A 25,589-nucleotide genomic window follows, 5' to 3' on the forward strand; every position below is an offset into this window, starting at 1 on the left:
TCCGGGCCGTCCGGGGCTCAGCGCGACTGCGGCCCGGGCGGCAGGGCGCTGCGCTGCCAGGTCGGGGCGGGGGGTGCGGGGCGTCCGGGAGGGGGTGCGTGGCCGCCGGACTGCAGCAGGGGCTGCATGGCGAACTCGACTTCCCTGCTGACGCGTTCGGCCTCCCTGCGCACCTGGGTGGGGATGTCGCCGCGCTCCGCGATGAGCCGGTCGTAAATGGGGGAATCCTGGAACACCCGTCAACGCGCCTTTCATGTCGTGGCCCTGTGTGCAGATGGGCACGGCTGTCGAGTCTAGGCGCCGACGCACACTGAAGTGCGAATTCTGCCAGAGCGCTTGACGTGCGACGAACGGGCGGCTCCACCCCCGACGCGTGGTCGCGGTGCCGCCCGGCCCCCGCTGCCCGGTTCCCCGCGTCAGGCGCCCGTCGTGGAACCGGGCCGGACGATCATCAGCACCGTGACGGTCGCCCACAGGAGGTTGAAGATGCCTGTGAACATGGCGAGTTGAACCGTGGCCGAGCGCTCGACGGGCTTCTCGGCGCTCAGTTGGCCGACGAGTTCCTCCTGACGGGGCAGGACGAAGGCGATCAGGATGCCGGCGGCCGCGGCGGTCAGCGCGATGGAGGTGATGAGCCATCCGCTGCCCAGCACTCCCATCGCCAGGCCGGTGGCCAGGCCGAGGACGGGGACCGAGACCCCGATGGCGCCGTAGACGCGGCAGATGCGGTGCAGGAGCCGGACGGTGCCCACCGCCACCGCCCCGTCCGTCGCCGGGACGCTGCGCGCGGCCGGGGGGAACATGCTGGCCGCGACGGTGACGGGGCCGACCGCGACGATGGCGGCCAGGACGTGAAGAGTGAGGAGGATCTTGGTCACCCGCCCCACGCTAGGGATCGCCCGGGTGATCGCACAGGGGCTGAAACGACAGCTTCCAACGGATTCCCGCCAACGGGCCTGCCCGCTCTTTCACCCGGGCCAACCTGTGCCACCTGCACTTATGTCCGTGGCGGGAATCCGCCTAGGGTGTCACTCATGCACACCGTGGCGATCCTGGTCCTCGACAATGTGGTGCCGTTCGACATGGCGACACCGTTCCAGATGTTCGGCTGGACACGGCTGCCGGACGGCCGCCGTCCCTACCGGGTCCGGCTGTGCGCCGAGTCGCCGGAGGTGCCCACGGAGGGCTTCGCCCTGCGGATCGACCGGGGGCTCGACGGGCTGGCGGACGCGGACACGATCATCGTGCCGGGCTGCGACGAGACCGGACCGCCCTCCCCCGCCGTGGCGGCGGCCCTGCGCGAGGCGGCCCGGACCGGCACCCGGATCGCGTCCGTCTGCGTGGGCGCCTTCGTCCTGGCCGAGGCCGGACTGCTGGACGGACTGCGCGCCACCACCCACTGGATGGCGACGGACGAGCTCGCGCGGCGCTTCCCTGACGTCCATGTGGAACCGGACGTGCTGTACGTCGACAACGGACAGATCCTCACCTCCGCCGGGGCCGCGGCGGGAATGGACATGTGCCTGCACATGGTCCGGCGCGACCTGGGCTCGGCCGTGGCCGCGCACACCGCGCGGATGTCCGTCGTACCGCTGGAACGGGAGGGCGGACAGGCGCAGTTCATCGTGCACGAGTATCCGCCCGTGCCGCGCGGCTCGGCGCTGGAACCGCTGCTGGAGTGGATCGGGGACAACCTGGCCGGGGAGATCACCCTGGGGGCGTTGGCGGAGCGCTCGGGGATGAGCGAGCGCACCTTCAGCCGGCGGTTCCGTGAGCAGACCGGCACCACGCCGCTGCAGTGGCTGCTGCGGGCGCGCGTGCGGCGGGCCCAGTATCTGCTGGAGAACAGCGACCATCCGATCGAACGGATCGCGCGGCAGGCGGGGTTCGGGTCGCCGACGGCGTTCCGTGAACGGTTCCGCCGGGTGGTCGGCACCACGCCGCACGCCTATCGGGCCGCGTTCCGGGCAAAGGCCGTGGTCGGCGCCCCGTCATGAACGGGCCGGGCCTGCTGTCAGGTCACGGTGGGATAAATCACCCGAGTCCACGCGGGCCGTCAGCAGTTGGACAAGGGTATCGATCCCGCCCCAAGGACGGTGTACGCCCATGAACTGCTCCAGCCGCCTGCTCTGCGTCCTCTACATCGCCACGAGCGCGGGGCTCGCCTGGACCTCGGTCCTGGAAATCCGGTACGGGCCCGCCTGGGCGGCCTGTCTGTTCGCCGCCGCCAGTCTGGTGCCGGTCATCGCCGTGGTGCGGGAGACCGTGATCGGCGAACAGCGCCGGTGGCTCCTGGAGTTGGTCGCACGGGCCGGGCGCGCCGGCGATGCCGCCGAGGCGATCGTCCGAGCGGAGCTCGACTCCGCGTGCTGCGAGCGCTGGTGGACGAGCCTCGGCAGTGAGCACGAGGTGACGTGCCGGCACTGGATGCCGCGGAGCAGCAGTGCCGCGTGAGCGCCCGTGACGCCGTCCCTTGCGCCGACGTGGCGCGGGGCGGGACGGCGTCACGGACGGGCGTCACCGCCCGAGCGCCCGGTCGACCTCCTCAGTCAGGAGGGCGACGTAGTCCCGGGTCCAGCCCTCGATGGTGCTGCGGTCCCACAGGTCGGCCGAGTACTCCACGAAGCCCTTCAGTTCGTCGCCGGCCGGGACGAGCCCGAAGGTCAGTTCCGTGCGGGCCGCGGCGGGCGCGAGGTCCTCGACGGCCGTGGTCAGACCGGGCAGTTCGACCTCCGCGTCCAGAGAGCTCTGGTAGGCGAAGCCGACATCCAGCCGGTCGGGCACGTCCACGCCCCGGCGCTCCCTCATCGCGGGGGCGATCCGGCGCACCGGCAGGGCCCGGTCCATGCACTCCACGGTCGTACGGGCGACCTGGTCCGTCAGAGTGGCGAAGGAACCGGCGCCCCCCTGTCGCACCGGCAGCGCGAAGCCGGTGACCGTGCAGGCCAGCAGCGATTCGAACGCGCGGCGCTCGCGGTTGGCGTAGGAGACGTTGAACACGACGTCGCACTGCCCGGACTTCCGCGCGAGCATCCGGCCCAGGGCCGCGGCCGTGACCACGAACGGCGTCGTCCCGCGCTCTCTGGCCAGCCGCTCCACGGCGGCGCGGGCCGCGGCCGGCACGGTGAACATCACGGCGCCGCCCCGTCCGCTCGCGCTCTGCGGCCGGGGCCGGTCCAGGGGAAGGCCGACGGTGAACGGCACGCCGTCGAGCTCGCGCAGCCAGAACTGCACCTTCCGCTCCTCGGCGGCCTCGTCCACCTGGTCCCGCTGCCACCGGGCGTACGCCACCGGCTGGCACTGCACGGGCGGCAGAGTGTGGGGCTCGCCCGCCGCGGCTGCCCCGTAGAGCGCGGCAAGTTCCTTCAGCAGCAGGCTGACGGACCACCCGTCGCAGGCGGAGTGGTGCAGGACGAGGAGCAGTGACCAGGTGCTCTCCGCGCTGCGCAGCAGGCGCAGCGTCATCGGCATCCCGCCGGTGGGGTCGACGGGCGTCTCCGCCGCCTCGGAACTGGCCCGGTCCAGGGCCGCCTGCCGTTCCGGCGCGGGCAGCCCGGTGAGGTCCTCCACCGGCAGTTCGACCGGGCCGGCGCGCAGCACCTGCTGCTCCCAGCCGTCGCCGCTGCGGGCCAGGCGGGTCCGCAGCCCCTCGTGCCGCTCCACGAGCCCGGTCAAGGCGGTGCGCAGGGCTGCCACGTCCAGGTCACCGGTGAGGGTGAGGCGCAGCGCGACGTTGAAGACCTGCGGGAGGCTGTGGTCGGCGTGCACGGTGGCGAAACGGGCCTGCTGCGCGGTGGCGGGGGCGCGGTGCTCCACCGTGCCGGGTCCGTCGTCGTCGGCCTGCGGTGAGGGACTCGCGGAACCCGGTTCCGCCTTCGCGCCCACAGCCGCGGCCAGGTGGGCCGTCATGGCCCCCGGCGTCGGCTCCTGGTAGAAGCTCAGCATCGGGTACTCGGTGCCGAAGTCCTCCCGGACCCGGTTGACCAGCCGCATCGCGGTGATCGAGTGGCCGCCCAGGTCGAAGAAGGAGGCGTCGGCCGCGATGCCGTCGGCGTCGACGCCGAACTCTTCGGCCCACAGCTCCCGAACCCGCCGCTCGATGCCCGTCGGACGGCCGGCGGCGGGTGCGTCGCCGACGGCACTCGGTGTCCGGGTGGGTGCGGAGGTGACGAGGTCGGGTGCCGGCAGCGCGGAGCGGTCCAGCTTGCCGTTGCCGCTCACGGGCAGGGCGGTCAGGACGCGCCACGCGCGCGGTACGAGGTACTCCGGGAGCCGGGCCGCCAGTTCCTCGGCCAGCAGATCGGCGTAGGCCTGCCGGTCGTCGGCCGCATCGCCGATCAGGTCGGCGGGAACGGCATAGGCCGCGAGGTACGCATCACCGCGGTCGTTGCGCCGGGCCAGGACAGCCGCCTCGCGCACGCCGTCCAGGGCGCTGAGTGTGCGGGAGACCTCCTCCGGCTCGACCCTGAAGCCCCGGATCTTCACCTGGTCGTCGGCCCGGCCGCGGAACTCGAGCGTCCCGTCCCCGGTGAAGCGGACCAGGTCGCCGGTTCGGTACCTGCGGGCGTCCGGTCCGCCGTCCGGGTCCGGCAGGAACCGCTCGGCGGTGAGTTCCGGGCGGTGGAGATAGCCGAGGGCCACGCCCGGTCCGCCGACGTACAACTCCCCCACCGTGCCGACGGGCACCGGGCGTCCCGACGCGTCGAGCACGCTCAGCCGTACGTTGTCCACCGGGCGTCCGATCGCGATCGGCCGGGCGGGGTCGTCGCTGTGCGCGGCGACGACTTCCGTCGTGCACAGCACGGTGGTCTCGGTGGGCCCGTAGACATTCACCGTCTCGTACGGCGCCTCGGGGCGCGGCCTGGTGCGCAGTACGTCACCGCCCAGCAGGAGGTGACGCAGGGGCGGCTGCTCGTGCGGCGGCAGCCGCAGCAGCTGTTCGCCCAGGGCGGTGGGGAGGATGGAGAAGGTGACGTGCTCGCGGGCGTACCAGCGGGCCAGGGCCAGGGGATCCCTGCGGACTTCCTCCTGGGCGATGGTGACCGACGCTCCCGCGGTGAGTGCCGGCCAGATCTCGAGGATCGAGGCGTCGAAACTCTGGCTGCACACGACGGCGCTGCGGTCGGCCGAGGTGAGCGCGAAGCGCCGGTGGTGCCACTCGCACAGGTCGAGGACCGCGCGGTGCGCCAGCACGACGCCCTTGGGTGTGCCGGTGCTGCCCGAGGTGTAGAGGACACAGCACGAGGAGGGGTTGCCGGTGGCGGACGCGGAGCGCGGCGGGTGGGGTGCTGTCGCGTCGGGGGGTACGACGGTCACGCCCGGTGGCAGCTTCAGAGCGGCCGCCTCGCCGGGCGCCGACACCAGGGTCCGCGCCCCGCACTCGGCGATGACCTGCTCGGCGCGCACCCGGCCCAGGGACGGATCCAGCGGGACGTAGGCGCGTCCCGCTCTGAGTGCCGCGAGCATGGCGACGACGAGGTCGGCGGAGCGCGGCAGCCACAGCGCCACGACCTCGGCACCGCCGTCCGTGGCGGGCTGTTCCCGCAGGGCGGCGGCCAACTGCGTGGCGCGGTCGTTCAGTTCGCGGTACGTCAGCCGGGTGTCGCCGCTGATCACTGCGGTGCTGTCCGGCCGAGCGGCCGCCTGCCGGGCGACCAGGTCGTGGACGGTGGTGTCCGCGAGCGGGCGCGACGGGCCGTGCTGCCAGGAGCTCGGTACGGGCTCACCCTCGGCGGCGGTTCCGACGGGCGCCGGGGCGAGCCGGGACAGCGGTGTGTCAGGGGTGTCGACCGCCGCGGCGAGCAGGTCCCGGAAGGTGGCGAAGAACCCGTCCACCGTCTCCTGGTCGAAGAGGTCGGTGTTGTACTCCAGGTGGCAGCGGATGCCCTCGGACTGGTCGGTGAAGTAGACCGTGAGGTCCGTCAGGGACTTGTCGGGGCCGGCGTCCAGCGGTGTGGCCTCGATGCCGGGCAGGTCGAAGCGGAACGGTTCGGCGCGCTGGAACTCCGCGAATGCCTGGAACACCGGTGTCCGGTCGACCGCCCGGGGCGGGGAAAGCTCGCGCACGACCCTCTCGAACGGCACGCGCGCGTGGTCGTAAGCGTCGAGGGCGACCGTGCGCACGCGGTCCAGCAACGTGCCGAACGCCGGGTCGCCGGACAGGTCGAGGCGCAGCGCGAGGGTGTTCACGAAGAACCCGAGCACGTCCTTAGCCCGCTCGGGCCGGTCCGAGATCGGGGTGCCGACGACGATGTCCGGCTGTCCGGTGACCCGGTGCAGCATGGCGCCGTAGCCGGCGAGCAGGGTCATGAACAGGGTGCTGCGGCGGGCGCGGCTCAACTCCCTGAGCCGTCCGGAGAGTTCCGCGGTGAGGGTGTGGAAGACCGCCCGGCCTTCGGAGGTCATAGTCGACGGTCGCGGCCGGTCGGCGGGCAGGGCGAGGACGGGCAGGTCGCCGTCGAGGGTGCGGCGCCAGTAGGCCAGGTCCTCGTCGGCTTCGGGGCCGTTCGCGGACGCCGCCTGCTCCCTGGCGTGGTCGGCGTAGCTCCAGGTGAGCGCGGGCAGGTCGGGGGCGGTGCCGTCGCGCTCTGCGCGGTAGAGCGCGGAGAGGTCGCGGGCGAGGACGGTCGCGGAGGCCGCGTCGACCACGATGTGGTGGAGGGACAGCACGAGGACGTGCTCCGCCTCGGCGAGCCTGACCAGCCGGGTGACGAACAGCGGGCCGTCGGCCAGGTCGAAGCGGCGTGCGCTCTCCGCGGCGAGGACGTCCCGCACCGCGGTCCGTCGGTTGCCGGTGCCGTCGACGACCTCGAAATCGGGCTCGACCGGCGCCCGCTGCACCACCTGTCGTGGCACGCCCGCGCTCTCGCGGAAGACGGTGCGGAGCCCCTCGTGCCGTGTGACGAGGCCGCGCAGTGCCGCGCGCAGAGCTGGTACGTCGAGGGGGCCTTCGAGGCGGATCGCCTTGACCTCGTTGTAGGCGGTACGGCCGGGGAGCAGGCGTTCGAGGAACCAGATCCGTTCCTGGCCGGGCGACAGCGGCGCGTCGGCGGAAGCGCGATCAGCTGTCCGCCGGTACGTGCGGCGCAGCGCGTCCAGGTGTGGCAGGCCCTCGCGCAGTTCGTCCGGAGCGACTCCGAAGTCGACGAGCGCGACGATCTCGTCGGCACCGGCCGCGGTCACCGCGTCCACTACCGGACGGACGCTGTCCACCGTGCCGATCAGCGCGCGCTGGTCGCAGTAACGGCCGTAGGCCCGGCGGAACACCGCGTCCAGGTCGTCCTCGCTCAGCTCGGCCAGGTCGACGTTGTGCCCGAGGCTGTTGGTGACGCCGCTGAACACGGACAGGGACGCCCGCATATAGCGGGACAGCGGTTCGAACGCCTCGGTGCGCGCGCTGTCGTGGTCGTCGGCGAGGTAGGTGTGCAGCAGGACGGCCACCCGCCCGGCGTCCGGGTCCAGGCCGTGCTGAGCCCGGGTACGCCGGTAGCGGGCGATGTTCTGCCCGAGTTGTTCGACGCTCTGGGTCATCAGGTTGGTGACGATTCCCAGGTCGTGACGGGCGGCGAGTTCGAAGGAGGCGGGGTTGCCGACCACCGCGGTGTACATGGGCGGGGTGTCCTGCACCGGACGCGGGAAGAGACGTACCTCGGCCTCACCGTCACCGCTGGCCCGGCGCACGGCGTCGCCGCGCCAGAGCCTGCGTACCTCCTCCAGCTGCTCGTACATCAGCTCCTTGTGCCGGCCAAAACGGTCGGGGAAGAACACGAAGTCCTTGGCGCTCCAGCCACTGGCGACGCCGATGCCTACGCGTCCGCCGGAGAGGTTGTCCACCATCGACCACTCCTCGGCGACCCGGATGGGGTCGTGGAGCGGCAGGACGACGGAGCCGGCGTTGAGCCGGACGCGTCCGGTCTCCCGGGACAGCGCGGCGGCGAGCACGGCGGGGTTGGGGAAGAGGCCGCCGAAGGAGTGGAAGTGGCGCTCGGGCATCCACAGCGCATGGAAGTCGTGCCGGTCGGCGAACCGGGCCACATCCATGAGGAGTTCGTACTGGCCGCCCTCGCTCGGCGCGGAGGTGTCCTGGGGGTAGTCGCCGAAGAAGTAGACGCTGAAGTCGGTGCTGCGGGCGGCGGGTTCGCTCGCGGCACCGTCGGGCACCTTGCGGGCGTCGGTGACGGCTGCGGCGTTCCAGGCCATGGAGGCGACCGGGGCGGGTGCCGGCGCGGGGACGGCCGGTTCCGGTGTCGGTTCAGCTGCCTGGCTCGGTGCGGCTGCCGGTTCCGGTTCGGGTGGCGCAGCCTTCGGCACCACCGGCTGCCCGCCCGGGAAGAAGCCCGCCGTCCGCAGTTCGCGCAGCGAATCCCGTACGGCGTCCGCCACGAACTCGATGTCGCCGTCCGTGTGGGCGGTGGACAGGAAGAAGTTGCGCCACTCCCAGACGTGCACGCCGCGCAGCATCAGGTGGTGGTAGAGCAGCTCCATGTCGGCGCGGTGCTCGAAGCGGAACTGTGAGCCGAAGTGGCTCATCCGCAGCGGGAATTCCTCGGCCTCGAAGAAGCCGTTGAGCGTCGCGGCCAGTTCGGCGGTGCGCGCGTTGAGCCGCTCCTGGAGGTGCGGGCTGTGCTCCTTGAGGTGGGTCAGCACGGCGCGGGCGGCGACCATCGACACCGGGTGCTGGATGTACGTACCGCCGAAGAACGTGGTGTCGGCGGGCGGGTAGCTGTCGTCGCCGTAGGACCAGTGGCCGCCGTCGACGCCGTCCATGATGTCGGCGCGGCCGGCGATGGCCCCGATGGGGAAGCCGCCGCCGAGGAGCTTGCCGTACGTGGCGAGGTCCGGTGTGACGCCGTACAGCTCCTGCGCGCCGCGCAGCGCCGGGCGGAAGCCGGTCAGCATCTCGTCGAAGAGCAGGACGATGCCGTGCCGGCGGGTCAGTTCGCGCAGTTTCCGTACGAACTCGACGGGCCGCAGGGAGGGGTGTCTGCTCTGCACCGGCTCCACGACGACCGCGGCGATGTCGTCCGCGTGCCGGGCGATCGCCTCCAGCGCGGCGTCGGTGCCGTAGTCGAGGACCAGCAGATCGGAGACCGAGGCCTGCGGGATGCCTCGGGAGACGGGCACGGTGACCTGGTCGGTGCCGCTGCCCGAGGTGCGGCCGAGGACGTTGTCGGCATGGCCGTGGTAGGCGCCCAGGAAGGTGACGATCTTGTCGCGTCCCGTCGCGGCGCGGGCGAGACGGATGGCCGCGGAGTTCGCCTCCGTACCGGAGTTGGCGAAGGCGACCCGCTCCAGACCGGTCAGTTCGGCGAGGAGTTCCGCCGCCTCGCCGGTCTCGGCGTTGCGCGGGCCGAGCTGGATGCCCCGGGACAGGTGCTCGCGCACGGCTTCGGTGACGAAGTCGGGTTCGTGGCCGAACAGGAGGACGCCGAAGCCCATCGTGATGTCGACGTACTCGTTGCCGTCGACGTCCTGGAGCCGTGCGCCGCCCGCCCGGTGGCCCGCGATGGGGTACAGCATCTCCTTCGTACCGCTGCGGAAGCCGACGACGGCACGGCTGTCGGCCAGGACGCGGCGGTAGCGCTGGGCGATGCTCTTGGAGGTCGGGGTCCTTGCGGTGTAGCGGCGTACGAGGTCGGCCAGGTGCTCCTGCTGGGAGTCCGGTGAGACGTCCTGCACCATTCCGGAGGTCCTCGCGACCGTCACCCGGGGGCCGTGGACGCGTGGTGCCTGCGGCGAGCGCTGCTCCGGGACGGATGCGCCGGCTCCGCCCATCTGCTCGGCGATGCGCTGCGAGAGTTCCGCCATCGCCGCCAGGTCCTGGTCCAGTGCGGCGGATATGCCGTGCAGCCCGGTCACTTGGCCACCTTGCCGTTGAGCCGCTCGGTCACCGAGGCCGTCTGGAGAGCCAGCAACTGGGAGAGCTGGGACATCATCTGCAGCTGTATCTGGGATATCTGCTGGAGTTTGCGGGCGAGGTCCTCCAGTTCCTCGCGGGTGGCGTACTCGGGGGCGGATGCGGGGGTGGCGGGCGCGGGTGCAGGAACCGGTGCGGGTGCAGGTGCGGCAGCCCTGGGCGGCGCAAGGGGCTCGGGAGCGACGACATGCGGGGCGACGGGCTCAGCAGCAGGGGACGCGGGAGCAGCGGACGCGGGAGCAGCGGACGCGGGAGCAGCGGACGCGGGAGCAGCGGACGCGGGAGCAGCGGGCGCGGGAGCAGGAGGCTCGGGAGCGACCGGCTGCGCCGACCCCGCCCCCTCCGCCGGGAATTCCACCCGTGCCGTCCCGTCTGCCGTCCCCGGCATGCGGGCGGCGATGAACTCCGCGAGCCGCCGCGGCGTACCCGTCTCCTCGAACAGCTGCCGCATCGTCACCTTGACCCGGTGTTCCTGCTCCAGCTCCCGCAGCACGCTGATCATCTGCAGCGAGTCGGCACCGAGGTCGAAGAAGGACGCGTCACCGATGATCGCCGACGGCTCCTCGCCGAGGTGCCGCGCCGTCGCCTCGACGATGCTGTGAAGTACGCGCGCGACCGCTGCCTCTTGCTGAACCACTTCGGCTCCCTCTCTCGCTGGTGTTCCTGTGCTGAGGGCCGTCAACTCCGGCCCTGTCCAGTGGTCCTTGTGCTGGAACCGGTATCCGGGCAGCGGGATACGCCTGCCGCCGCTGCCCGCCAGCAGCACCCGCCAGCCGACGTCCGCCCCGGCACAGTGCAGCCCCGCCGCCGCACCCCAGAGGGCCCCGAGCCCGGTGCCGCGCCGCAGGGACGGCAGCGCCGGCACGTCGGGCAGTGCCCGGCGGGCCAGACCGCTGAGGGTGGTGTGCGGCCCGATCTCCAGCAGGGCGTCGGGTCGCCCGGCTCCGATGCCGCGCAGTGCCTCGTCGAAGCGGACGGGTTCGCGGGTCTGCCGTAGGAAGTAGTCGGCGTCCGGGGTCCAGCCGGGCCGGCGGGTCATGCCGTCGAGGGCGCTGACGAACGGGATCCGAACCGGCTGGAAGGCGACGTCGTCGAGGAGCTTGCGGAACTCCTCCAGCATCGGTTCCATCAGAGCGGTGTGGAAGGCGCGGGTCACCGTCAGCCGCTGCCCCGGCGTGCCGCGGGCGTCCAGCAGGGCGCACGCCCGTTCCACGGCCTCGACCGGCCCGGCGAGCACCTGTGCGCGTTCCGCGTTGGCCACGGCCGGCTCCAGGCCGGGTACTTCGGCGGCCAGGGCGAGGGCGGCCTCCCGGTCCAGCGCGGCGGCGACCATCGCGCCGGGGGCACAGCGCTGCTGCATCAGCCGGCCGCGCTCGGTGGTGAGACGCAGGCCGTCGTCGAGCGACAGGGCTCCGGCCGCGTACAGGGCGGCGTACTCCCCGACGCTGTGCCCGGTCACGGCGTACGGTTCGATGCCGGCGTCACGCCAGAGCCGGACGAGGGCGCACTGCAGGGCGAACAGCGCGGGCTGCGCGGTGTCGGTGCCCCCGAGCGGCCCGCCGGGTGTTTGCTCCAGCGGCCCCTCCCCCGATGTGTCTCCCGCCCGCAGTGCGGCGAGCAGTGAGTCGCCGGTGAGGTCGCGGTAGTGGTCGTCGCAGGCGTCGAGCACCTCGCGTACGACGGGAAAGCGCTGGTGGAGGGCGTCGGCCATACCCGCGTACTGGCTGCCCTGCCCCGTGAACTGGAACGCCACACGCGCGTGACCCTCCGCCGGCATGGTCCCCGCTGTGGCCGCCGGCCCGGCCGTCCCGGCGAGCCAGGCGTCGAGGGCGGCGGCGAGGGCGGCCGGGGTGGTGCCACGGACCGCCAGCCGGTGGCGGCCATGGACGCGGCCGAGGGCGGCGGTGGTGACCAGGTCGGCCAGGTGGGGTGACGGCGGCCGCCGTAACCGGTCGCGGAAGGCGCGGGCGTTGTCCGCGAGGGCGGCCTCGCTGGTCGCGGAGACCAGCAGCACGTCCGCGGGGGCGGCGGCGTCGGTCCGCGGAGCGGGCTCGGGGGCCTGTTCCAGGATCAGGTGGACGTTGGTGCCGCCCACGCCGAGTGAGGTGAGCCCCGCGCGGCGGGGCGCGTCGTTCTCGGGCCAGGGCCGGGCGGTGCCGGGGATGTAGAAGGGGCTGCGGTCGAGGTCGAGGCCGGGGTTGGGCTCGCTGAAGTTCGCCATCGGCGGGATGACGCCGTGTTTCAGGACCAGCAGCGTCTTGACGAGTCCGGCGAGTCCGGAGGCCGCGTCGAGGTGGCCGATGTTGGCCTTGGTGGAGCCGAGGGCGCAGTAGCCGGTGCGGTCGGTGTCCTCGCGGTAGGCGCCGGCGGCGCCGTCGAACTCGATCGGGTCGCCCTTGAGCGTGCCGGTGCCGTGGGTCTCCAGGTAGCCGATGCTGTCCGCGCCGACGCCGGCTCGGCGCAGGGCCTGGCGGATGGCCGCGCGCTGGCCCTGGGCGCTCGGGGCGGTGAACGCCTTCTTGTCGGCGCCGTCGTTGCTGATGCCCCAGCCGCGGACGACCCCGTGGATCGTGTCGCCGTCGGCGATCGCCGGGCCCAGCCGCTTCAGTACGACGGCCAGGACGCCCGTTCCTCCGACGGTGCCGTCGGCTCCGGCGTCGAAGGCGCGCAGGCGGCCGGACTTGGACAGGATCGAGCCCTTGACGTAGCGGTAGCCGACGACCTGCGGCACGTGGACGGCGGTCGCGCCGACGAGGGCGATGTCGCAGTCACCCATGAGCAGGGACTGTGCGGCGGCCTGCACGCCGACCAGCGAACTGGAGCAGCCCGTCTGGACGTTGACCGCCGGACCGGTCAGACCCAGCCGGTAGGCGACCCGGGTGGCGGTGAAGTCGGCGTGGTTGCCGACCGTGATCTGCATGCCGGCCATCCAGTCGGAGGCGGCCTGGCTGGGCAGGACGTTGTTGAGGAGGTAGTTCTGCAGGGTGTACAGGTGGTATCCGGTGCTGGCGTAGACGCCCACGCGGCTGCCGTCCCGTTCGTCCGGGTACCCGGCGTTCTCCAGGGCGTGCTGGGCGCACTCCAGGAACATGCGGTGCTGGGGGTCGGTGAGCCGGGCCTCGCGGGCGCTCATCGCGAAGTGCTGGGCGTCGAAGCCCGCGATGTCGTCCAGCACCCCGGAGGCGCCGACGAAGTCGGCCGCCCGGTACTCCGCGGCGGGAACGCCGGCGGCGTCCAGTTCCTCGTCCGTGAAACGGGTGATGCAGTCCGTGCCGTCACGGATGACCCGCCAGAACTCCTCGGGCGTGTTTGCGCCGGGCAGACGGAAGGCCATGCCGATGACGGCCATCCGCGGGTCGGGGTCGCTCATGGTCATCAGCTGCGTCCCTCCGGCACCGTCGGCTGGTCCTGAGTGACCGTTTCCTCAGCGCCTTGACCGCGTGCGCCGCCCCGGCGCAGAAGCAGCAGGAGCAGTGCGCCGCACAGGACGATCGCGAGGCCGTGGAAGGAGGCCACGACCTGTAGCGGCGAGAACGTCTCCAGCAGGGCCCCGCTCACGAGCATGCCGAGGCCGAAGCCGGTGTTCTCGGCCGAGGCGGAGAGCCCGAAGAGGCGGCCGCGCTGCTCGTCCGGGGCGGCCTGCAGCCGCGACACGTAGACGATCTCGGTGAACCCGTCGGCGGCGCCGGCAACCAGTGCGGCGATGACCGCGGGCGCGGTCGGCAGACCGCTGAAGACCACGATGAACCCGGCCGACATCACACAGGCGCCGAGCGCGAAAGCCCGCTCTCCGGGTGTGCGCCCGGCCTTCTTGGTGACCCGGCCGATCACCTGCTGGGCGACGATGTTGCCGATGGCCCAGGTGGCCCAGAACTGGCTGATGAACGTGGCCGGATGGTCGGGGTCCAGGCTGCTGGAGTAGATGGGCAGGGCGACGTTGTGGGAGGAGGAGCCCAGCCCGTCCACCGCCCGGATGGCGATCATCGCCACCAGCAGCGGAGCCGTGGCCAGCAGCATCCGCGCGGTCCAGCGCGCGGCGCCGGAGGACTGGGCGGAGCCGCCGCCCGCGGCGTCCTTCACCGCCCTGGTGCGTACGGGCAGCAGGAACAGCACGGTGGCGGAGACCAGGAACGACGCGGCGTCCAGCGCGAACGCCGCGGAGTAGCCGAGCTGCGCGACCACCACGCCCGACGAGGCGAAGCCGGCGATCATCGCGAGCGAACGCCCGGTCACCAGCAGCCCGTTGGCGCGCACGCGGTGTTCCGCGCCGACGATCTCCGGGATGCTGCTGCGCAGGGCGACCTGGGAGAGCGTCGAGCAGCCGCCGGTGACCACGGCCAGGACGTAGAGCAGTCCCACGCGGGTGGCGTCCGGTGCGATCAGCAGGGTCAGCAGCGCAACGGCCTGGCACAGATCGGCGCCGACCATCAGGCGCTTGCGGTCGTAGGCCGAGACGAGACGACCGCTCACCCAGCCCGACACGACACTCGTCGCCAGGCGTACGGCCATGAAGAGGCCGGCGGCCAGCGCGCTGCCCGTGGCGTCGTAGACGAAGACGTTCAGTGCCACCATGTTCAGGTAACTGCCGTACGCCGAGATGCCGTTGCCCAGGACGAGCAGCCGGAAGTACCTCATGCACCTTCCTCTGGTCTGCATGAAGGGTGTGACTGGTGTGCGAGTCCGGGATGCGTCGCCCGCGCGCTCAGCGGCGGGACCGAGTCCGTGCGGACGGCAGGCGCCGGGACGTTCGCCCGTCGGGTGCGCCGCGCGGGAAGCGATGCCGCGGTGTCCGATCCCCGTTCGTCGGCCCCGGCCGCTGTCGCCCCGTCGGGGCGCACGCCGCTGACGCAGGGCGCGTCCGGGCACCCTTGCCTGCCCAGCACAAGAACCATTCCCCCTATGCGCCGCCGGTCGGCGGCCAATGGTCCGTCAGCCAAGCAGATACGGACACGGGGCTTCAAGGCTCAAGGGGAGGTCCAGACGACTTCAGGTCCGGATTTGGCGAGTTCGGAACGCTCCTCAGGGATCGCGTGAACTGCTTGTTCGTCCAGGTTGATGCGGCAGCACGCGAAAAGCCGCCGCACCGTCAGGGCATCGGATCGCGCCAGTCCGATGCCGTGGAGGGTCACCCTCATCAAGGCCGTATGAGGGCGCCCCCGGAAACGGCCGATGCGCGGGCAGGGGTACGTCAGCTCTCCCCTCGCTGCTGCACGGCGATGCGGCAGGGCAGTGCGAAGTCACCGACCCGGAGTCGGCCTCGGCGGTGACGCCCTCCACGTCGTAACACCCCCCCACTTCATCGCCGGCGTCAGGAGCGCGCCGATGATCTCGGACGCTCTCCGGGGAGCGCGCCCTGCTCGGAGTGCAGGTCGTTGTGCGTGCCGCCCACTGCCATCACCTCCTGAAGAAGTATTCACTTCCGAAGCAGCCGTCAGTCGAGCGAAGTGAAGAAATCTTCAGGAGACATGTGCGGGGCGGCTAGAGTGCGGGGTGAAGCGAGTGACGGGGCGGCATGGAGGATGGTGTGATGGCCGAGCGGACCGCATCCGGGCGCGTCGACCGGCGCAGGGCACGGACGCGCACGGCGCTGGTGGGCGCGGCGCAGCGACTGCTGGCCGAAGGGCGGACCGAGGTCCCCATCCTGGAGATCACCGAGCTCGCCGACATCGGGGTCGGCTCCTTCTACAACCACTTCGACAGCAAGGAAGAGCTCTTCCGCGTCGCGGTCGAGGAGGCTCTGGAGTGGTGGGGCACGCTGATGGACCGCCTCACGGCGGACATCGAGGACCCCGCGGTCGCGTTCGCCCAGAGCTTTCGGCTGACCGGCCGGTTGCACCGACGCCACCCGGAGCTGAGCCGCGTCCTGCTGAGCCAGGGGCTCGAACTGGCCCACTCCCAGCGCGGTTTGGCACCCCGCGCGTTCCACGACATCCGGGTCGCGGTCGACGCGGGGCGGTTCGAGGTGGAGGACCTGGATCTCGCCCTGACGATGACGGCGGCCGCGGTGCTGGCCCTGGGCTCCTTGCTGCACGCGCAGCCCGACCGGGACGACGCCCGGTCCGCGGACCTCGTCGCCTGCGGCCTGCTGCGGCAGTTCGGGATCCCCGCCGACGAGGCCGCGCGGATCTGCTCGCTCGACCTGCCGGACCTCGATGTGGTGGACACCCTGGTCGGCTGATCCGGCACCACTCCTGCCGCAGAGGATGCTGTAGGGGATGCTCCAATTAGAGTGGACGCTTCAGGACATGATCGTTCACAGGGGTCCGAGGCCCTGTACGACCGGAGGGGCACCCCATGACCAGGCCGGAGACGTCGCGCAAGAAGCGCGCCAACGGGGTGGAGTCACGTCAGCGCATCCTCGACGCCGCGGTGGAGATCGCCGGCGAGCGCGGCTACGACGGCACCTCCATCGCAGCCGTCAGCGCCAAGTGCGGGCTGCCCGCCAGCTCCATCTACTGGCACTTCAAGGACAAGGACGACCTGATCGCGGCGGTCATCGAGCGCAGCTTCGAGGCCTGGCTCACGGCCGTCGAGCTGCCCGGCGAAGAGACCGGTACGCCCCTGGAGCGGGTGACCACCATGGCCGCCAACGTGGCCAAGTCGCTCGTCGACGCACCGGACTTCCTCCGCCTCGGCCTGATGCTCGCCCTGGAGCGACGACCGACCGAACCGCGGGGCCGCACCGCGTTCCTCCAGATCCGCGACATCACGCACCGCAAGATCGCCGAGGTCGCCGCCACCCTGTTCCCCGGCCTGGACGAGCAAGCCGTGGACACCCTCACCACGTACGCCATCGCCGGCGCGGACGGCCTGTTCGTGCAACGCGAGGTCAAGGGCGATTCCGTCGACCTCGTGGCGTTGTTCGAGCTGCACGCACAGGTCGTCCACGACGCGGCGGCCCGGATGGCGGCGGGGCGGTAGCCACTGCGCCAGGGCTACGACACGGCCCCGCCGGAGCGTGCCGTGAACACGCGGGCGTGCTCCGCCGCCCACTGTCCGAAGGTGCGGGCCGGTCGACCGGTGACCTTCTCGACCGTGTCGGCGACCGTACGACCCACCTCCGGGGTGTTCCCGTACGCCTCCAGCAGGAAGCCGATCACGTCCTCAGGGTGACCCGCCGCCCGCCACTGGGCGACGGCCTGCTCCTGCGTCAGCTCGACGAGGGCGATCTCCCGGCCGCGGGCGGCGGCGATCGCGGCCACCTTGCCGGTGACGGTGAGCAGTTCGGGACCGGTGATCACGTACTCCTGGCGCCCGTGCCCCTCCTCGGTGAGCGCGACCGCGGCCACGGAGCCGATGTCGCCCTCGTGGACCATCGCGCTGAGCCGGGAGACGAACGGCTCGCGGACCTCGTCCGAGGCCACGATCCCGTTCGCCCACTCCAGGGCGTTGGCCATGAACTCGACCGGCATGAGGACGGTCCAGTCCACCCCCTCGTCCGCCCGCACGGCGTCCTCCAGCAGGGACGGCCCACCGCCGTGCAGCACGGTGACCCGGCGCACGCCCGCCGCGCGGGCCAGTTCCAGGATGCGCGGACCGGTCTCCAGCGGGGCGAAATAGGCCCCGCCGAAGGTGATCAGGTGGAGGCCGGTGACGCCTTCCAGGGCCGGGACCAGGCTGTCGGGGTCGGTCAGGTCGCCCTGGACGACCTCGACGCCGGCCGGGAAGCCGGACCTCGCCGGATCCCGGGTGAGCGCCCGGACCACGTGGCCGCGGGCGAGCAGTTCGGCGACGACCTGGCGGCCGACGGTTCCGGTGGCGCCGGTGACAAGAATCTTCTGCGTCTGGGTCATGGAACGACCGTACGGAGACTTGCGGTCAGGTTCTGTCCGCAAGTACCGAGAGGTCGTTGTCGACCGTGTAGTAGGGGCGCACCACCGAACCACCGACATCGGCTGCGGGGAGGACGAAGATCTCTTTGCGGTCCGCCACGTCGTCCAGCAGGCGGCCGATCCGGACGGGCGCTGCCCCCTCGGCGGATCCGGCCTGCACGAACAGGTCCCAGACACGGTTCCCGGCGCCGCCGTCACCGGCCAACTCACCGAAATCCACGGTGAACCTGAACCCGTGGCCGTCGTCCTCGACCTGCGGGACAAGGTCCAGTGCAGTGCCGCCATCACCCCGCAGCCGCAGTCGCACGCAGGCGCCCTCGGCGAGCACGACGCCGTGCAGCCTGGCCCTGACCGTCATCGACCGGTCCCTCACGTCGACGCCCTCGACCTCCGCGTGAGCGGCACGCAGCCACGCCCGCACCGCGAGGTAGCCGTCCTTCGTGACGTACGGGATCCGCACGGCGACCGGCGTCTGCCGGTCACTGCGGTGGCCGTCGACGAGGGTGCGCAGGTCACGCAGCCCGGGGCGCAGGCGCTGTCGTGGCGCGCCGGGTTCGGGGAGCAGGTAGACGTCCCAGCGGCCCTCGGCCAGTGCGGGCTGCGGATCCAGTACGGCACGGAGCCGCCCGTCCTCCGTGGATTCCAGGTCGAGGGCGTGGACGGTCTTCTCGGGCTGCCCCTTCTTGGGGCGAAGCCTCAGAAGCAGGCGGGCAGTTGTCGACGGCGGCTGGGGCGCAGAGGTCGAGGGTGGCTGGAGCGCAGAGTTCGCCGGTGGCTGGAGGGCGAAGCTGATCCGGCCGTTGGCGTCGACCGTGCAGTCGGCGCGAAGAGTCGTGCCACTCGCCGTGCCGGGTTGTGTGCTCATCGCTGCCCCTTCCGTACCGTACGCAGCGCGCGCGAGGCCACGGCATACGCGGTGTCGCGTGCTGCGAAGCCCTGGCTGACCAGGGCTCTCTCTATTCGGCGTCCCATCGGGCCGCCTTCCGGTGCCGGGCCCGGTCGCCCGGTCCCGCGCGCCGACCTGGCCTCGTCGATCAGGCGCTCGGCCTGCTCCAGGACGGGGACCGGGGCGAACCGGCCCGCGTTCTGGACGGCCGTACGGCCCATCCGCCGGCGCAGTTCGTCGTCGCGGACGAGGTCGAGCAGTGCGGCGGCCATCGCGTCGGGGTCGCCGACCGGTACCAGCCGCCCGTCGACGCCGTCCTCGATGATCTCGCCGGGACCGTAGGGGCAGTCGGTGCTCACCACGGGCAGGCCGCACCGCATGGCTTCGACGATGGTCATGCCGAACGGTTCGAAGTTGGACGCGCTCGCTGCGATCGAGCCCTTGACCCACTCCGCTTCCATGGGGGCCGCCGCGCCCATCAGGAAGGCCTTGTCGTACAGGCCGAGGCGCTCGATGAGCTGCCGCAGCCCTGCCTGTTCCTCACCCTTGCCGTAGATGCGCAGGCGCCAGTCCGGGTGTTCGGCGGCGACCTTGGCGAACGCCTCGATGAGCAGGTCGTAACGCTTCACCGGGACCAGCCGACCGGCCGCGACCACCACCTTCGCGGTGCCGTCCGCAGCGGGCAGCACCGGATCGGGGACGCTGTTGGGCAGTGCCTCGACCCGGACGCCGGGCAGCCGCATCTTGCGCCGGTAGGCGGCGGCGTCCGCCTCCGTGACCGTGGTCAGCACGTCGAGCCGGCGGTAGGCCCGGCGCAGAGCGGTGCGCAGCCGGGGCGGATGGTTGTCGAGGGTGAGGTGCTCCTGCCCGATACGGACCACATGCTCCGGCGCCTGGCGCGCGAGGTGCACGTTGAGTCCCGGCCGGGTGCCGATGACGACCTCGGCGTCGGTCGCCGCCAGGCTCTCGCCGATCCGCCGGTCGGTCAGCTCGCTGTACTGCCGGTAGCGGTACTCGGCGACGGGGAACACCTTCGCGGGTCTGAGATGCAGGGGATGTTCCTTCTCGTGCCGCAGGTCCACCAGTGGCCTTAAGGACACTCTCGGGTCCAGGGCGAAGTTCGGACGTTCCCGGTGCCGCAGCACGGAGACGATCTCCACCTCGTGACGGTCGGCCAGGGCGTGGGCCAGGTTGAAGGTGGTGGCGATCGTGCCTCCGATCCCGTAGGCGTTGTGCAGCAGGAAAGAGATCTTCATGGCGGACTAGACCGCGGCAAACCCCCTTTAGTTGCCTGTTGTTATATCTCCGTTGTCTTGCAGGTCATCGCGGCATTGCCGGTCGGGCGACGAGGCGGACCGGTGGAACGGCCGCGTCCGCGGCACAGACACCAGCAGCTCGCCTCCGCCCCGGACGGCCGAGCCGGCCGACCCGGCCGACCCGGCCGCCGCAGCGGACGGGTGCCGGATCTCCGCGCGCACGTCTCGCCCGGCCAAGTGGCCCACGCACAGGCGCTGTTCCGGGGTGGAGCCGGTCCCGGCCAAGCGTGCAGGGGTCCTGCTGGTGGCTGGTGGACAGCCCGGCGAGCTGGTCCAGATGGGCGTGCCTGGGCTCGGTCCAGCAGGCCGGACCGCCGGTGGTGGGCGCGCCTGGGCTCGGTCCGGCAGGCCGGACCGCCGGTGGTCGACGTCCGGCCGTCCGGCCGGGTGCGTCAGGCGACCTGCCCGCTGTGCAGCGCGGCGTACGCCCCGTTCCGGCGCAGGAGTTCCTCGTGGCTGCCGATCTCCTGGATCCGTCCGTCTCCCATCACCACGATCCGGTCGGCGCCGCGCACCGTGGACAGCCGGTGCGCCACGACGAAGGTGGTGCGACCGTGCAGCAGGCGGGCGAGGGCCTGCTGCACGAGCGCTTCCGAGTGGGTGTCCAGGGCCGAGGTCGCCTCGTCGAGGACCAGCACCCTCGGGTCCCGGATCAGGGCCCGCGCGATGGCCAGGCGCTGCCGCTGACCGCCGGACAGCCGTGCGCCGCGCTCGCCGACCACGGTGTCGAAGCCCTGCGGCATCCGGTCGACGAACTCCAGCGCGTTGGCGTCACGCAGCGCCGCGCGCACCGACTCCTCGTCGGCGTCGTCCATGCCGTAGGCGACGTTCTCGCGGATGGTGCCGTCGAAGAGGATGGACTCCTGCGGCACGACCGAGAGGAAGCGGCGGTACGTGCGCAGGTCGAGGGTGTTCATGTCGATGCCGTCGAGCAGGAGTTGGCCGGAGGTCGGACGGATGAAGCCGATGACGAGGTTCAGCACGGTGGACTTGCCCGCACCGGACGCGCCGACGAGGGCGATGGTCTCCCCCGGGGCGACGGTCAGAGTGAAGTCCCGTACGGCGGGCCGTCCGTTGTCCTCGTACGCGTACCCGGCCTTCTCGAAGGTCACGGCGCCGTGCAGGGAGGCGAGTTCGGCCTTGCCCTCGTTGTCCTCCAGTTCGGGCGCCTGGAGCACCTCTCCGACCGAACGGACGGACTCCAGGCCCTTGGTGACGACCGGGGCCAGTCCCGCCAGTGTGGTCGTGGAGTTGGTCAGGGTGGTCAGGAACGCGCTCAGCATGACCACGTCTCCGGCGCTCACGCCCCAGACGTCGTAGTACGAGACCAGCGCCGCGCCGGCGAGCACGAGCACGCCGACCACGTTCAGTACGACCCAGGCGAGCGATCCGAAGCGGCCGTTGACCAGGTCGAGGCGCATGCCGGAGGTGAGCAGCCGGTGCAGGGTGCCGTCCATGCGGCGCAGCGCCTTGCCCTCCAGCCCGTGGGCGCGGGTGACCGGGATGAGGCGGGTCATCTCGGTCACCCGGGACGACAGGGTCTCGACCTCCTGACGGAAGTGCTCGTTGTGGGTGCGCAGCCGCGCCCTGAGGCGGGCGACGACCAGTGCGGCGGCGGGCACGACGACGAGGAACACGGGCACGAACTCCGGTGTCCGTACGGCGATGATGACGAGGCCGCCGATCAGCACGGTGCCCGCCCCGAGGCCGGTCTCTGCTGTCTGCTGCACCATCTGCTCGACGGTCTCCACGTCACGCACGACCTTGACCTGCAGCACTCCGGCGCTGACGCGCGAGTGGTAGCCGATGGAGAGCTGCTGCATGCGCGTGCACAGCGAGGAACGCAGGCTGGTGCCCATCCGGCGCACACTGCCGTACAGGAGGCGTACGTACAGCACGTGCAGGGGGTAGTTGACCAGCAGGATGACCATGATGACGCCGGTGCTCAGCCAGAGCCTGCTGATCGGCTGGTGCTGGACCACGGTGTCGATGATGGACGCCGTGATCAGCGGCAGCAGCCAGACGGGGCTGTGCTTGACGGTGAAGACGCCGACCGCCGCCGCGAGGCGGTGGCGGTCGGCGCGGAACAGATAGGTGAGGGTGCGTACCGGATGTTCGCCGCGGTAGCGGTGGTCGAGCGGTCTCTCGTGCGACGACGCCATCCGCGTAGTCCTTCCCGGAGTGACTCAGACGGCGTCCAGCTCCGCGATCTCCTCTGCGGTGAGCGCGAGTTCCGTCGCGGCGATCGAGTCCAGGATCGTCTCCGGCCGGCTCGACCCCGGGATCGGGACGACGACCGGCGACTTGGCGAGCATCCAGGCCAGGCAGACCCGCTGCGGGCTCACCCCGTGAGCCTCGGCGACCCGCGCGAACGGGGCGTAGGCGGAGCCCAGTTCGCCGGCGCGGGAGATGCCGCCGAGCGGGCTCCACGGCAGGAACGCGACGCCGAGTTCGTCGCACAGGCGCAGCTCCGGCTCGCTGGAGCGGAACGCCGGGGAGAACTGGTTCTGCACGGAGACCAGCCGGTCGCCCAGGATCTCGTTGGCCTGGCGGATCTGGTCCGGGTTCGCGTTGGAGATCCCTGCCATCCGGATCTTGCCCTCGTCGAGCAGGTCGCGTACGGCGCCGACCGACTCGGCGTACGGCACCCTCGGGTCGGGGCGGTGGAACTGGTAGAGCCCGATGGCCTCCACGCCCAGCCGGCGCAGCGATGCCTCGCAGGCGTCCTTGAGGTACCGCGGGCTGCCGTCCAGCGTCCAGCTGCCGTCGCCGGGACGCAGATGGCCGCCCTTGGTGGCGACGAGGACGTCCTTGCCCCGGTCGTGGGAGGCGAGGGCCTTGGCGATCAGGGTCTCGTTGTGACCGACCTCGTGGGCGTCCCGGTGGTAGGCGTCCGCGGTGTCGATCAGGGTCACGCCGGCGTCGAGCGCGGCGTGGATCGTGGCGAGGGAACGTGCCTCGTCCGGGCGTCCCTCGATGGACATGGGCATGGCGCCCAGGCCTATCGCGCTGACCTCGGCATCCCCGATGCGGCGGGTGTGCATGGGCTCGTGACCTCTTTCGGCTGTCGCGTGGAAAACGATGTCGTCCGGCGGGCGGGCCATGGATCACACGCGTACCGGACCGACTCCAGCGTGGCTTTCGGGGCGCGCAGGGTCCAATAGAAGAAAGCGAATGCATTCAGTGCTGCCAACGCTGAATCCCCGCTGCCGGCATCACCAATGCAAGTGCTTGCGCCGCCTCCGGGTTGATGTGACACGCTCACCCCGATCGATCGACGGCTTTGAGAGGCGGCGGCATGCGCATCGGACTGCTCGGCACCGGCCCGTGGGCCCAGATGGCTCATGCTCCCGCCCTGGACCGGCACGCCGAACTGGACTTCGTGGGGGTGTGGGGCCGCCGTACTGCTCCCACCAAGGAGCTGGCCGACAGCTACGGCGTGCGTGCCTACGACGATGTCGACGCGCTGCTCGGCGACGTGGACGCCGTGGCTGTCGCCCTGCCGCCCGCCGTTCAGGCCGACCTGGCGGCGCGGGCCGCGCGGGCGGGCTGCCATCTGCTGCTGGACAAGCCGCTCGCGCCGACGGTGGAGCAGGCACGGGCGGTCGTCGAGGCGGTCGAGGAGGCCGGCGTGGCCTCGGTCGTCTTCTTCACCACCCGTTTCCAGCCGGAGACCGAGGCGTGGATCACCGAACAGGCCGCTGCGGAAGGCTGGTTCACGGGTCGGGCGGAGTGGCTCGGCGCGGTGTTCAGCGATGACGGCAACCCGTTCGCGGCCTCGCCCTGGCGGCAGGACAAGGGCGCGCTGTGGGACGTGGGTCCGCACGCCCTGTCCGTGCTGCTGCCGGTCCTGGGCGACGCGAGACGGGTGACGGCGGCTGCACACGGGCCCGGCGACACCGTCCACCTGGTCCTCGACCACGCCGGCGGCGCGTCCAGCACCCTGGCCCTGAGCCTCACGGCACCGGCCGCCGCAGCGGGGGCCACCGTGGAGCTGCGGGGCACGGCCGGCGTGACGCTGCTCCCGGAGAGCACCGAGAGCGCGGTGTCAGCCCTGCTCAGGGCAGCGGACGCCCTGCTGGCGGCCTCCCGCACCGGCCGCCCGCACACGTGTGACGCGGCGTTCGGCCTGCGGGTCACCGAGATCCTGGCAACGGCAGAGGCGTTGTTGAACGGCGACGTCTGACGGGTGGGGGTGGCGGGTGGCGCCAGCCCGGGAGGCGGGCGGACTGGGCCGGCAGCGGAGCCGGGCGGACCAGCCCTGGAGGTGGGTGGACTGGGCCGGAAGCGGAGCCGGGTGGACCAGCCCTGGAGGTTGTAGCCGCCCGACAGAGCGTCTCTGCCCTCCACCGCAACTTCCAGGCGGTGACCGCGATGAGCCCCATCCAGTTCCAGAAGCAGATCCGGCTCCAGGAGGCCCGGCTGCTGCTCCCCACCCACCCGGGCGACGTCACCGGAGTGGGCCACCGCGTCGGCTACGACAACCCGTCCCAGTTCAGCCGCGAGTACCGCCGCCAGTTCGGCGCGTCGCCCAGCCAGGACGCCGCCCGCCTGCGCGACGCGGTGCGCACACCGGCAGGCGCCCTGCCCTGACACGATCCCGTACTGGTCCAGCCTCGTGGCGAGACCATCACCCGGTACGGGTCGCTGAGCGGCCCGGGCCCGACATCGAGGTCCGGGCCGCCCGGTATCCCCTACGACTGGGGGCTACTGCTCCCTACGGCCGCCCACCACATCGAAGTTGATGCGCTCCTTGACCACCGGGAACCCCGCCTTGGCGAAGTTCCGCGCCATGGGGAAGTTGCCCAGGTCCGTTGCTCCGGAGACGAACTCCGCGCCCTGCTCGGCCAGGAAGTGGGTGCACTCCGCGAGGAGGTCGTAGGCGTAGCCGTGGCCGCGATGCTCCGGGACGACTCCGATGAAGCCGATCGTCGGGCCGGAGGGGTTGTGTGCCGGGATGTGGATGCCGGCCAGCTCGCCCTGCGGGGTGTGCGCGACCTGCCACCACTCCCGTGGGGACGGGCACCAGTGGAAGAAGTCGAGCTCCTCCTGTGCGGCCCGGTCGAGGCCGCCCTCCTCGATGGCCCGCAGGGCATGGGCGTCGAGGGTGGCGGAGTGGATGCGGCGCAGTGCGTCGAAGAAGACGGCGTCATCGGGCTCGGCGCGGAAGCGCAGCCGTCCGGGCCGTTCGGGCAGGCCGAGTTCCGGGGTCCAGCGGTACAGGAAGCGTTCCACCAGGAGTTCGTAGCCGGCCGCACGTGCGGCGCCGAAGCGGGCCTCGGCCGCGGCCTTCAGATCGGGCTTCTCCCGCCAGCCGCCGGGCAGGTTGATCTCGAGTTCGACCTGCCAGGGTGCGGAGCGCAGGAGTTCGGCGCCGGCCTCCTCCTCCCCCTCGGCCACGTCGAACCAGTTGATGTTGACGGGCTCCGAGTCGTCGGGGCCGCCCCACCAGGCGCCGCGAGCGACGACCGTGCCGTCGCGCAGGGCAACTCGCTTCCACTCGGGGCGAAAACGGGTTCGCTGGTGGCCCTCACGGGCACCCAGCGGGTCGGGGTGTGCGTCGAAGAGATGGGCGTCGCTCGTCGAGAGCGCACGGATGACCAGATCGGTCACGGATTCCTCCGGGATACAGGCTGCTT

Annotated in this window: 16 protein-coding genes and 1 pseudogene; 6 read left to right on the plus strand and 11 right to left on the minus strand. The window is 71.9% G+C overall.

Going from position 1 to position 25,589, the window contains the following annotated elements; all coding sequences use genetic code 11:
- Positions 1 to 17: 17 nt before the first annotated feature.
- Together ACFY5C_RS37060 and ACFY5C_RS37065 are read right to left on the minus strand one after the other, a co-directional pair.
- Positions 18 to 236: a hypothetical protein gene (locus tag ACFY5C_RS37060; protein WP_389453373.1), complete on the minus strand. Its 219-nt coding sequence runs from the start codon at positions 234 to 236 to the stop codon at positions 18 to 20.
- A 180-nt stretch (positions 237 to 416) separates the two neighbouring features.
- Entirely contained in the window at positions 417 to 878 is a 462-nt protein-coding gene (locus tag ACFY5C_RS37065; RefSeq protein ID WP_389453376.1) for a DUF2269 family protein, read from the minus strand.
- 156 nt (positions 879 to 1,034) lie between these two features.
- Between ACFY5C_RS37065 and ACFY5C_RS37070 the strand changes: the two genes are divergently transcribed.
- Together ACFY5C_RS37070 and ACFY5C_RS37075 are read left to right on the plus strand one after the other, a co-directional pair.
- A complete protein-coding gene (locus tag ACFY5C_RS37070; protein ID WP_389453379.1) occupies positions 1,035 to 1,997 on the plus strand; it encodes a GlxA family transcriptional regulator in 963 nt (320 codons plus the stop codon).
- 109 nt (positions 1,998 to 2,106) lie between these two features.
- Positions 2,107 to 2,454: a hypothetical protein gene (locus ACFY5C_RS37075; protein WP_369275304.1), complete on the plus strand. Its 348-nt coding sequence runs from the start codon at positions 2,107 to 2,109 to the stop codon at positions 2,452 to 2,454.
- A 63-nt stretch (positions 2,455 to 2,517) separates the two neighbouring features.
- On the opposite strand, the gene ACFY5C_RS37080 is transcribed toward ACFY5C_RS37075, so the two are convergent.
- From ACFY5C_RS37080 to ACFY5C_RS37090, 3 genes are read right to left on the minus strand one after another with little or no spacing between them, the layout of a single operon-like run.
- Entirely contained in the window at positions 2,518 to 9,858 is a 7,341-nt protein-coding gene (locus ACFY5C_RS37080; RefSeq protein ID WP_389453381.1) for a MupA/Atu3671 family FMN-dependent luciferase-like monooxygenase, read from the minus strand.
- Positions 9,855 to 13,292 carry a type I polyketide synthase gene (locus tag ACFY5C_RS37085; RefSeq protein WP_389453385.1) on the minus strand — a complete coding sequence of 1,146 codons (3,438 nt, stop codon included), beginning with the start codon at positions 13,290 to 13,292 and terminating at the stop codon, positions 9,855 to 9,857. Before ACFY5C_RS37085 ends, ACFY5C_RS37080 begins: the two co-directional genes overlap by 4 nt.
- Complete coding sequence (locus ACFY5C_RS37090) at positions 13,292 to 14,551, minus strand: MFS transporter (RefSeq protein WP_389453388.1); 1,260 nt, start codon at positions 14,549 to 14,551, stop codon at positions 13,292 to 13,294. The genes ACFY5C_RS37085 and ACFY5C_RS37090 overlap by 1 nt, the downstream gene beginning before the upstream one ends.
- An 892-nt stretch (positions 14,552 to 15,443) precedes the next feature.
- Here ACFY5C_RS37090 and ACFY5C_RS37095 point away from each other — a divergent pair.
- Positions 15,444 to 16,094, plus strand: coding sequence for a TetR/AcrR family transcriptional regulator (locus ACFY5C_RS37095; RefSeq protein ID WP_389453391.1), 651 nt, complete (start codon positions 15,444 to 15,446; stop codon positions 16,092 to 16,094).
- A gap of 116 nt (positions 16,095 to 16,210) precedes the next feature.
- Positions 16,211 to 16,837: a TetR/AcrR family transcriptional regulator gene (locus ACFY5C_RS37100; protein ID WP_389453393.1), complete on the plus strand. Its 627-nt coding sequence runs from the start codon at positions 16,211 to 16,213 to the stop codon at positions 16,835 to 16,837.
- Between the two features lie 14 nt (positions 16,838 to 16,851).
- On the opposite strand, the gene ACFY5C_RS37105 is transcribed toward ACFY5C_RS37100, so the two are convergent.
- The 5 genes from ACFY5C_RS37105 to ACFY5C_RS37125 form a co-directional block, all read right to left on the minus strand.
- On the minus strand, positions 16,852 to 17,709 hold the full coding sequence (locus ACFY5C_RS37105) for an NAD(P)H-binding protein (protein WP_389453395.1): 858 nt from the start codon (positions 17,707 to 17,709) through the stop codon (positions 16,852 to 16,854).
- 25 nt (positions 17,710 to 17,734) lie between these two features.
- Positions 17,735 to 18,613: a transferase gene (locus ACFY5C_RS37110; RefSeq protein WP_389453398.1), complete on the minus strand. Its 879-nt coding sequence runs from the start codon at positions 18,611 to 18,613 to the stop codon at positions 17,735 to 17,737.
- Positions 18,610 to 19,890, minus strand: a complete 1,281-nt coding sequence (locus ACFY5C_RS37115; RefSeq protein ID WP_389453401.1) for a glycosyltransferase family 4 protein — start codon at positions 19,888 to 19,890, stop codon at positions 18,610 to 18,612. Before ACFY5C_RS37115 ends, ACFY5C_RS37110 begins: the two co-directional genes overlap by 4 nt.
- Before the next feature lie 452 nt (positions 19,891 to 20,342).
- Positions 20,343 to 22,112 carry an ABC transporter ATP-binding protein gene (locus tag ACFY5C_RS37120; protein WP_389453404.1) on the minus strand — a complete coding sequence of 590 codons (1,770 nt, stop codon included), beginning with the start codon at positions 22,110 to 22,112 and terminating at the stop codon, positions 20,343 to 20,345.
- A gap of 24 nt (positions 22,113 to 22,136) precedes the next feature.
- Positions 22,137 to 22,994: an aldo/keto reductase gene (locus ACFY5C_RS37125; protein WP_389453407.1), complete on the minus strand. Its 858-nt coding sequence runs from the start codon at positions 22,992 to 22,994 to the stop codon at positions 22,137 to 22,139.
- 254 nt (positions 22,995 to 23,248) lie between these two features.
- Between ACFY5C_RS37125 and ACFY5C_RS37130 the strand changes: the two genes are divergently transcribed.
- Together ACFY5C_RS37130 and ACFY5C_RS37135 are read left to right on the plus strand one after the other, a co-directional pair.
- A complete protein-coding gene (locus ACFY5C_RS37130) occupies positions 23,249 to 24,136 on the plus strand; it encodes a Gfo/Idh/MocA family protein (RefSeq protein WP_389453409.1) in 888 nt (295 codons plus the stop codon).
- 143 nt (positions 24,137 to 24,279) lie between these two features.
- Positions 24,280 to 24,543: pseudogene (locus tag ACFY5C_RS37135) on the plus strand (helix-turn-helix transcriptional regulator); the annotation flags it as partial.
- A 114-nt stretch (positions 24,544 to 24,657) separates the two neighbouring features.
- On the opposite strand, the gene ACFY5C_RS37140 reads toward ACFY5C_RS37135, so the two are convergent.
- Entirely contained in the window at positions 24,658 to 25,563 is a 906-nt protein-coding gene (locus ACFY5C_RS37140; RefSeq protein WP_389453412.1) for a GNAT family N-acetyltransferase, read from the minus strand.
- Positions 25,564 to 25,589: the final 26 nt, after the last annotated feature.

This window comes from Streptomyces sp. NPDC012935, assembly GCF_042900345.1.
Lineage (GTDB): Bacteria > Actinomycetota > Actinomycetes > Streptomycetales > Streptomycetaceae > Streptomyces.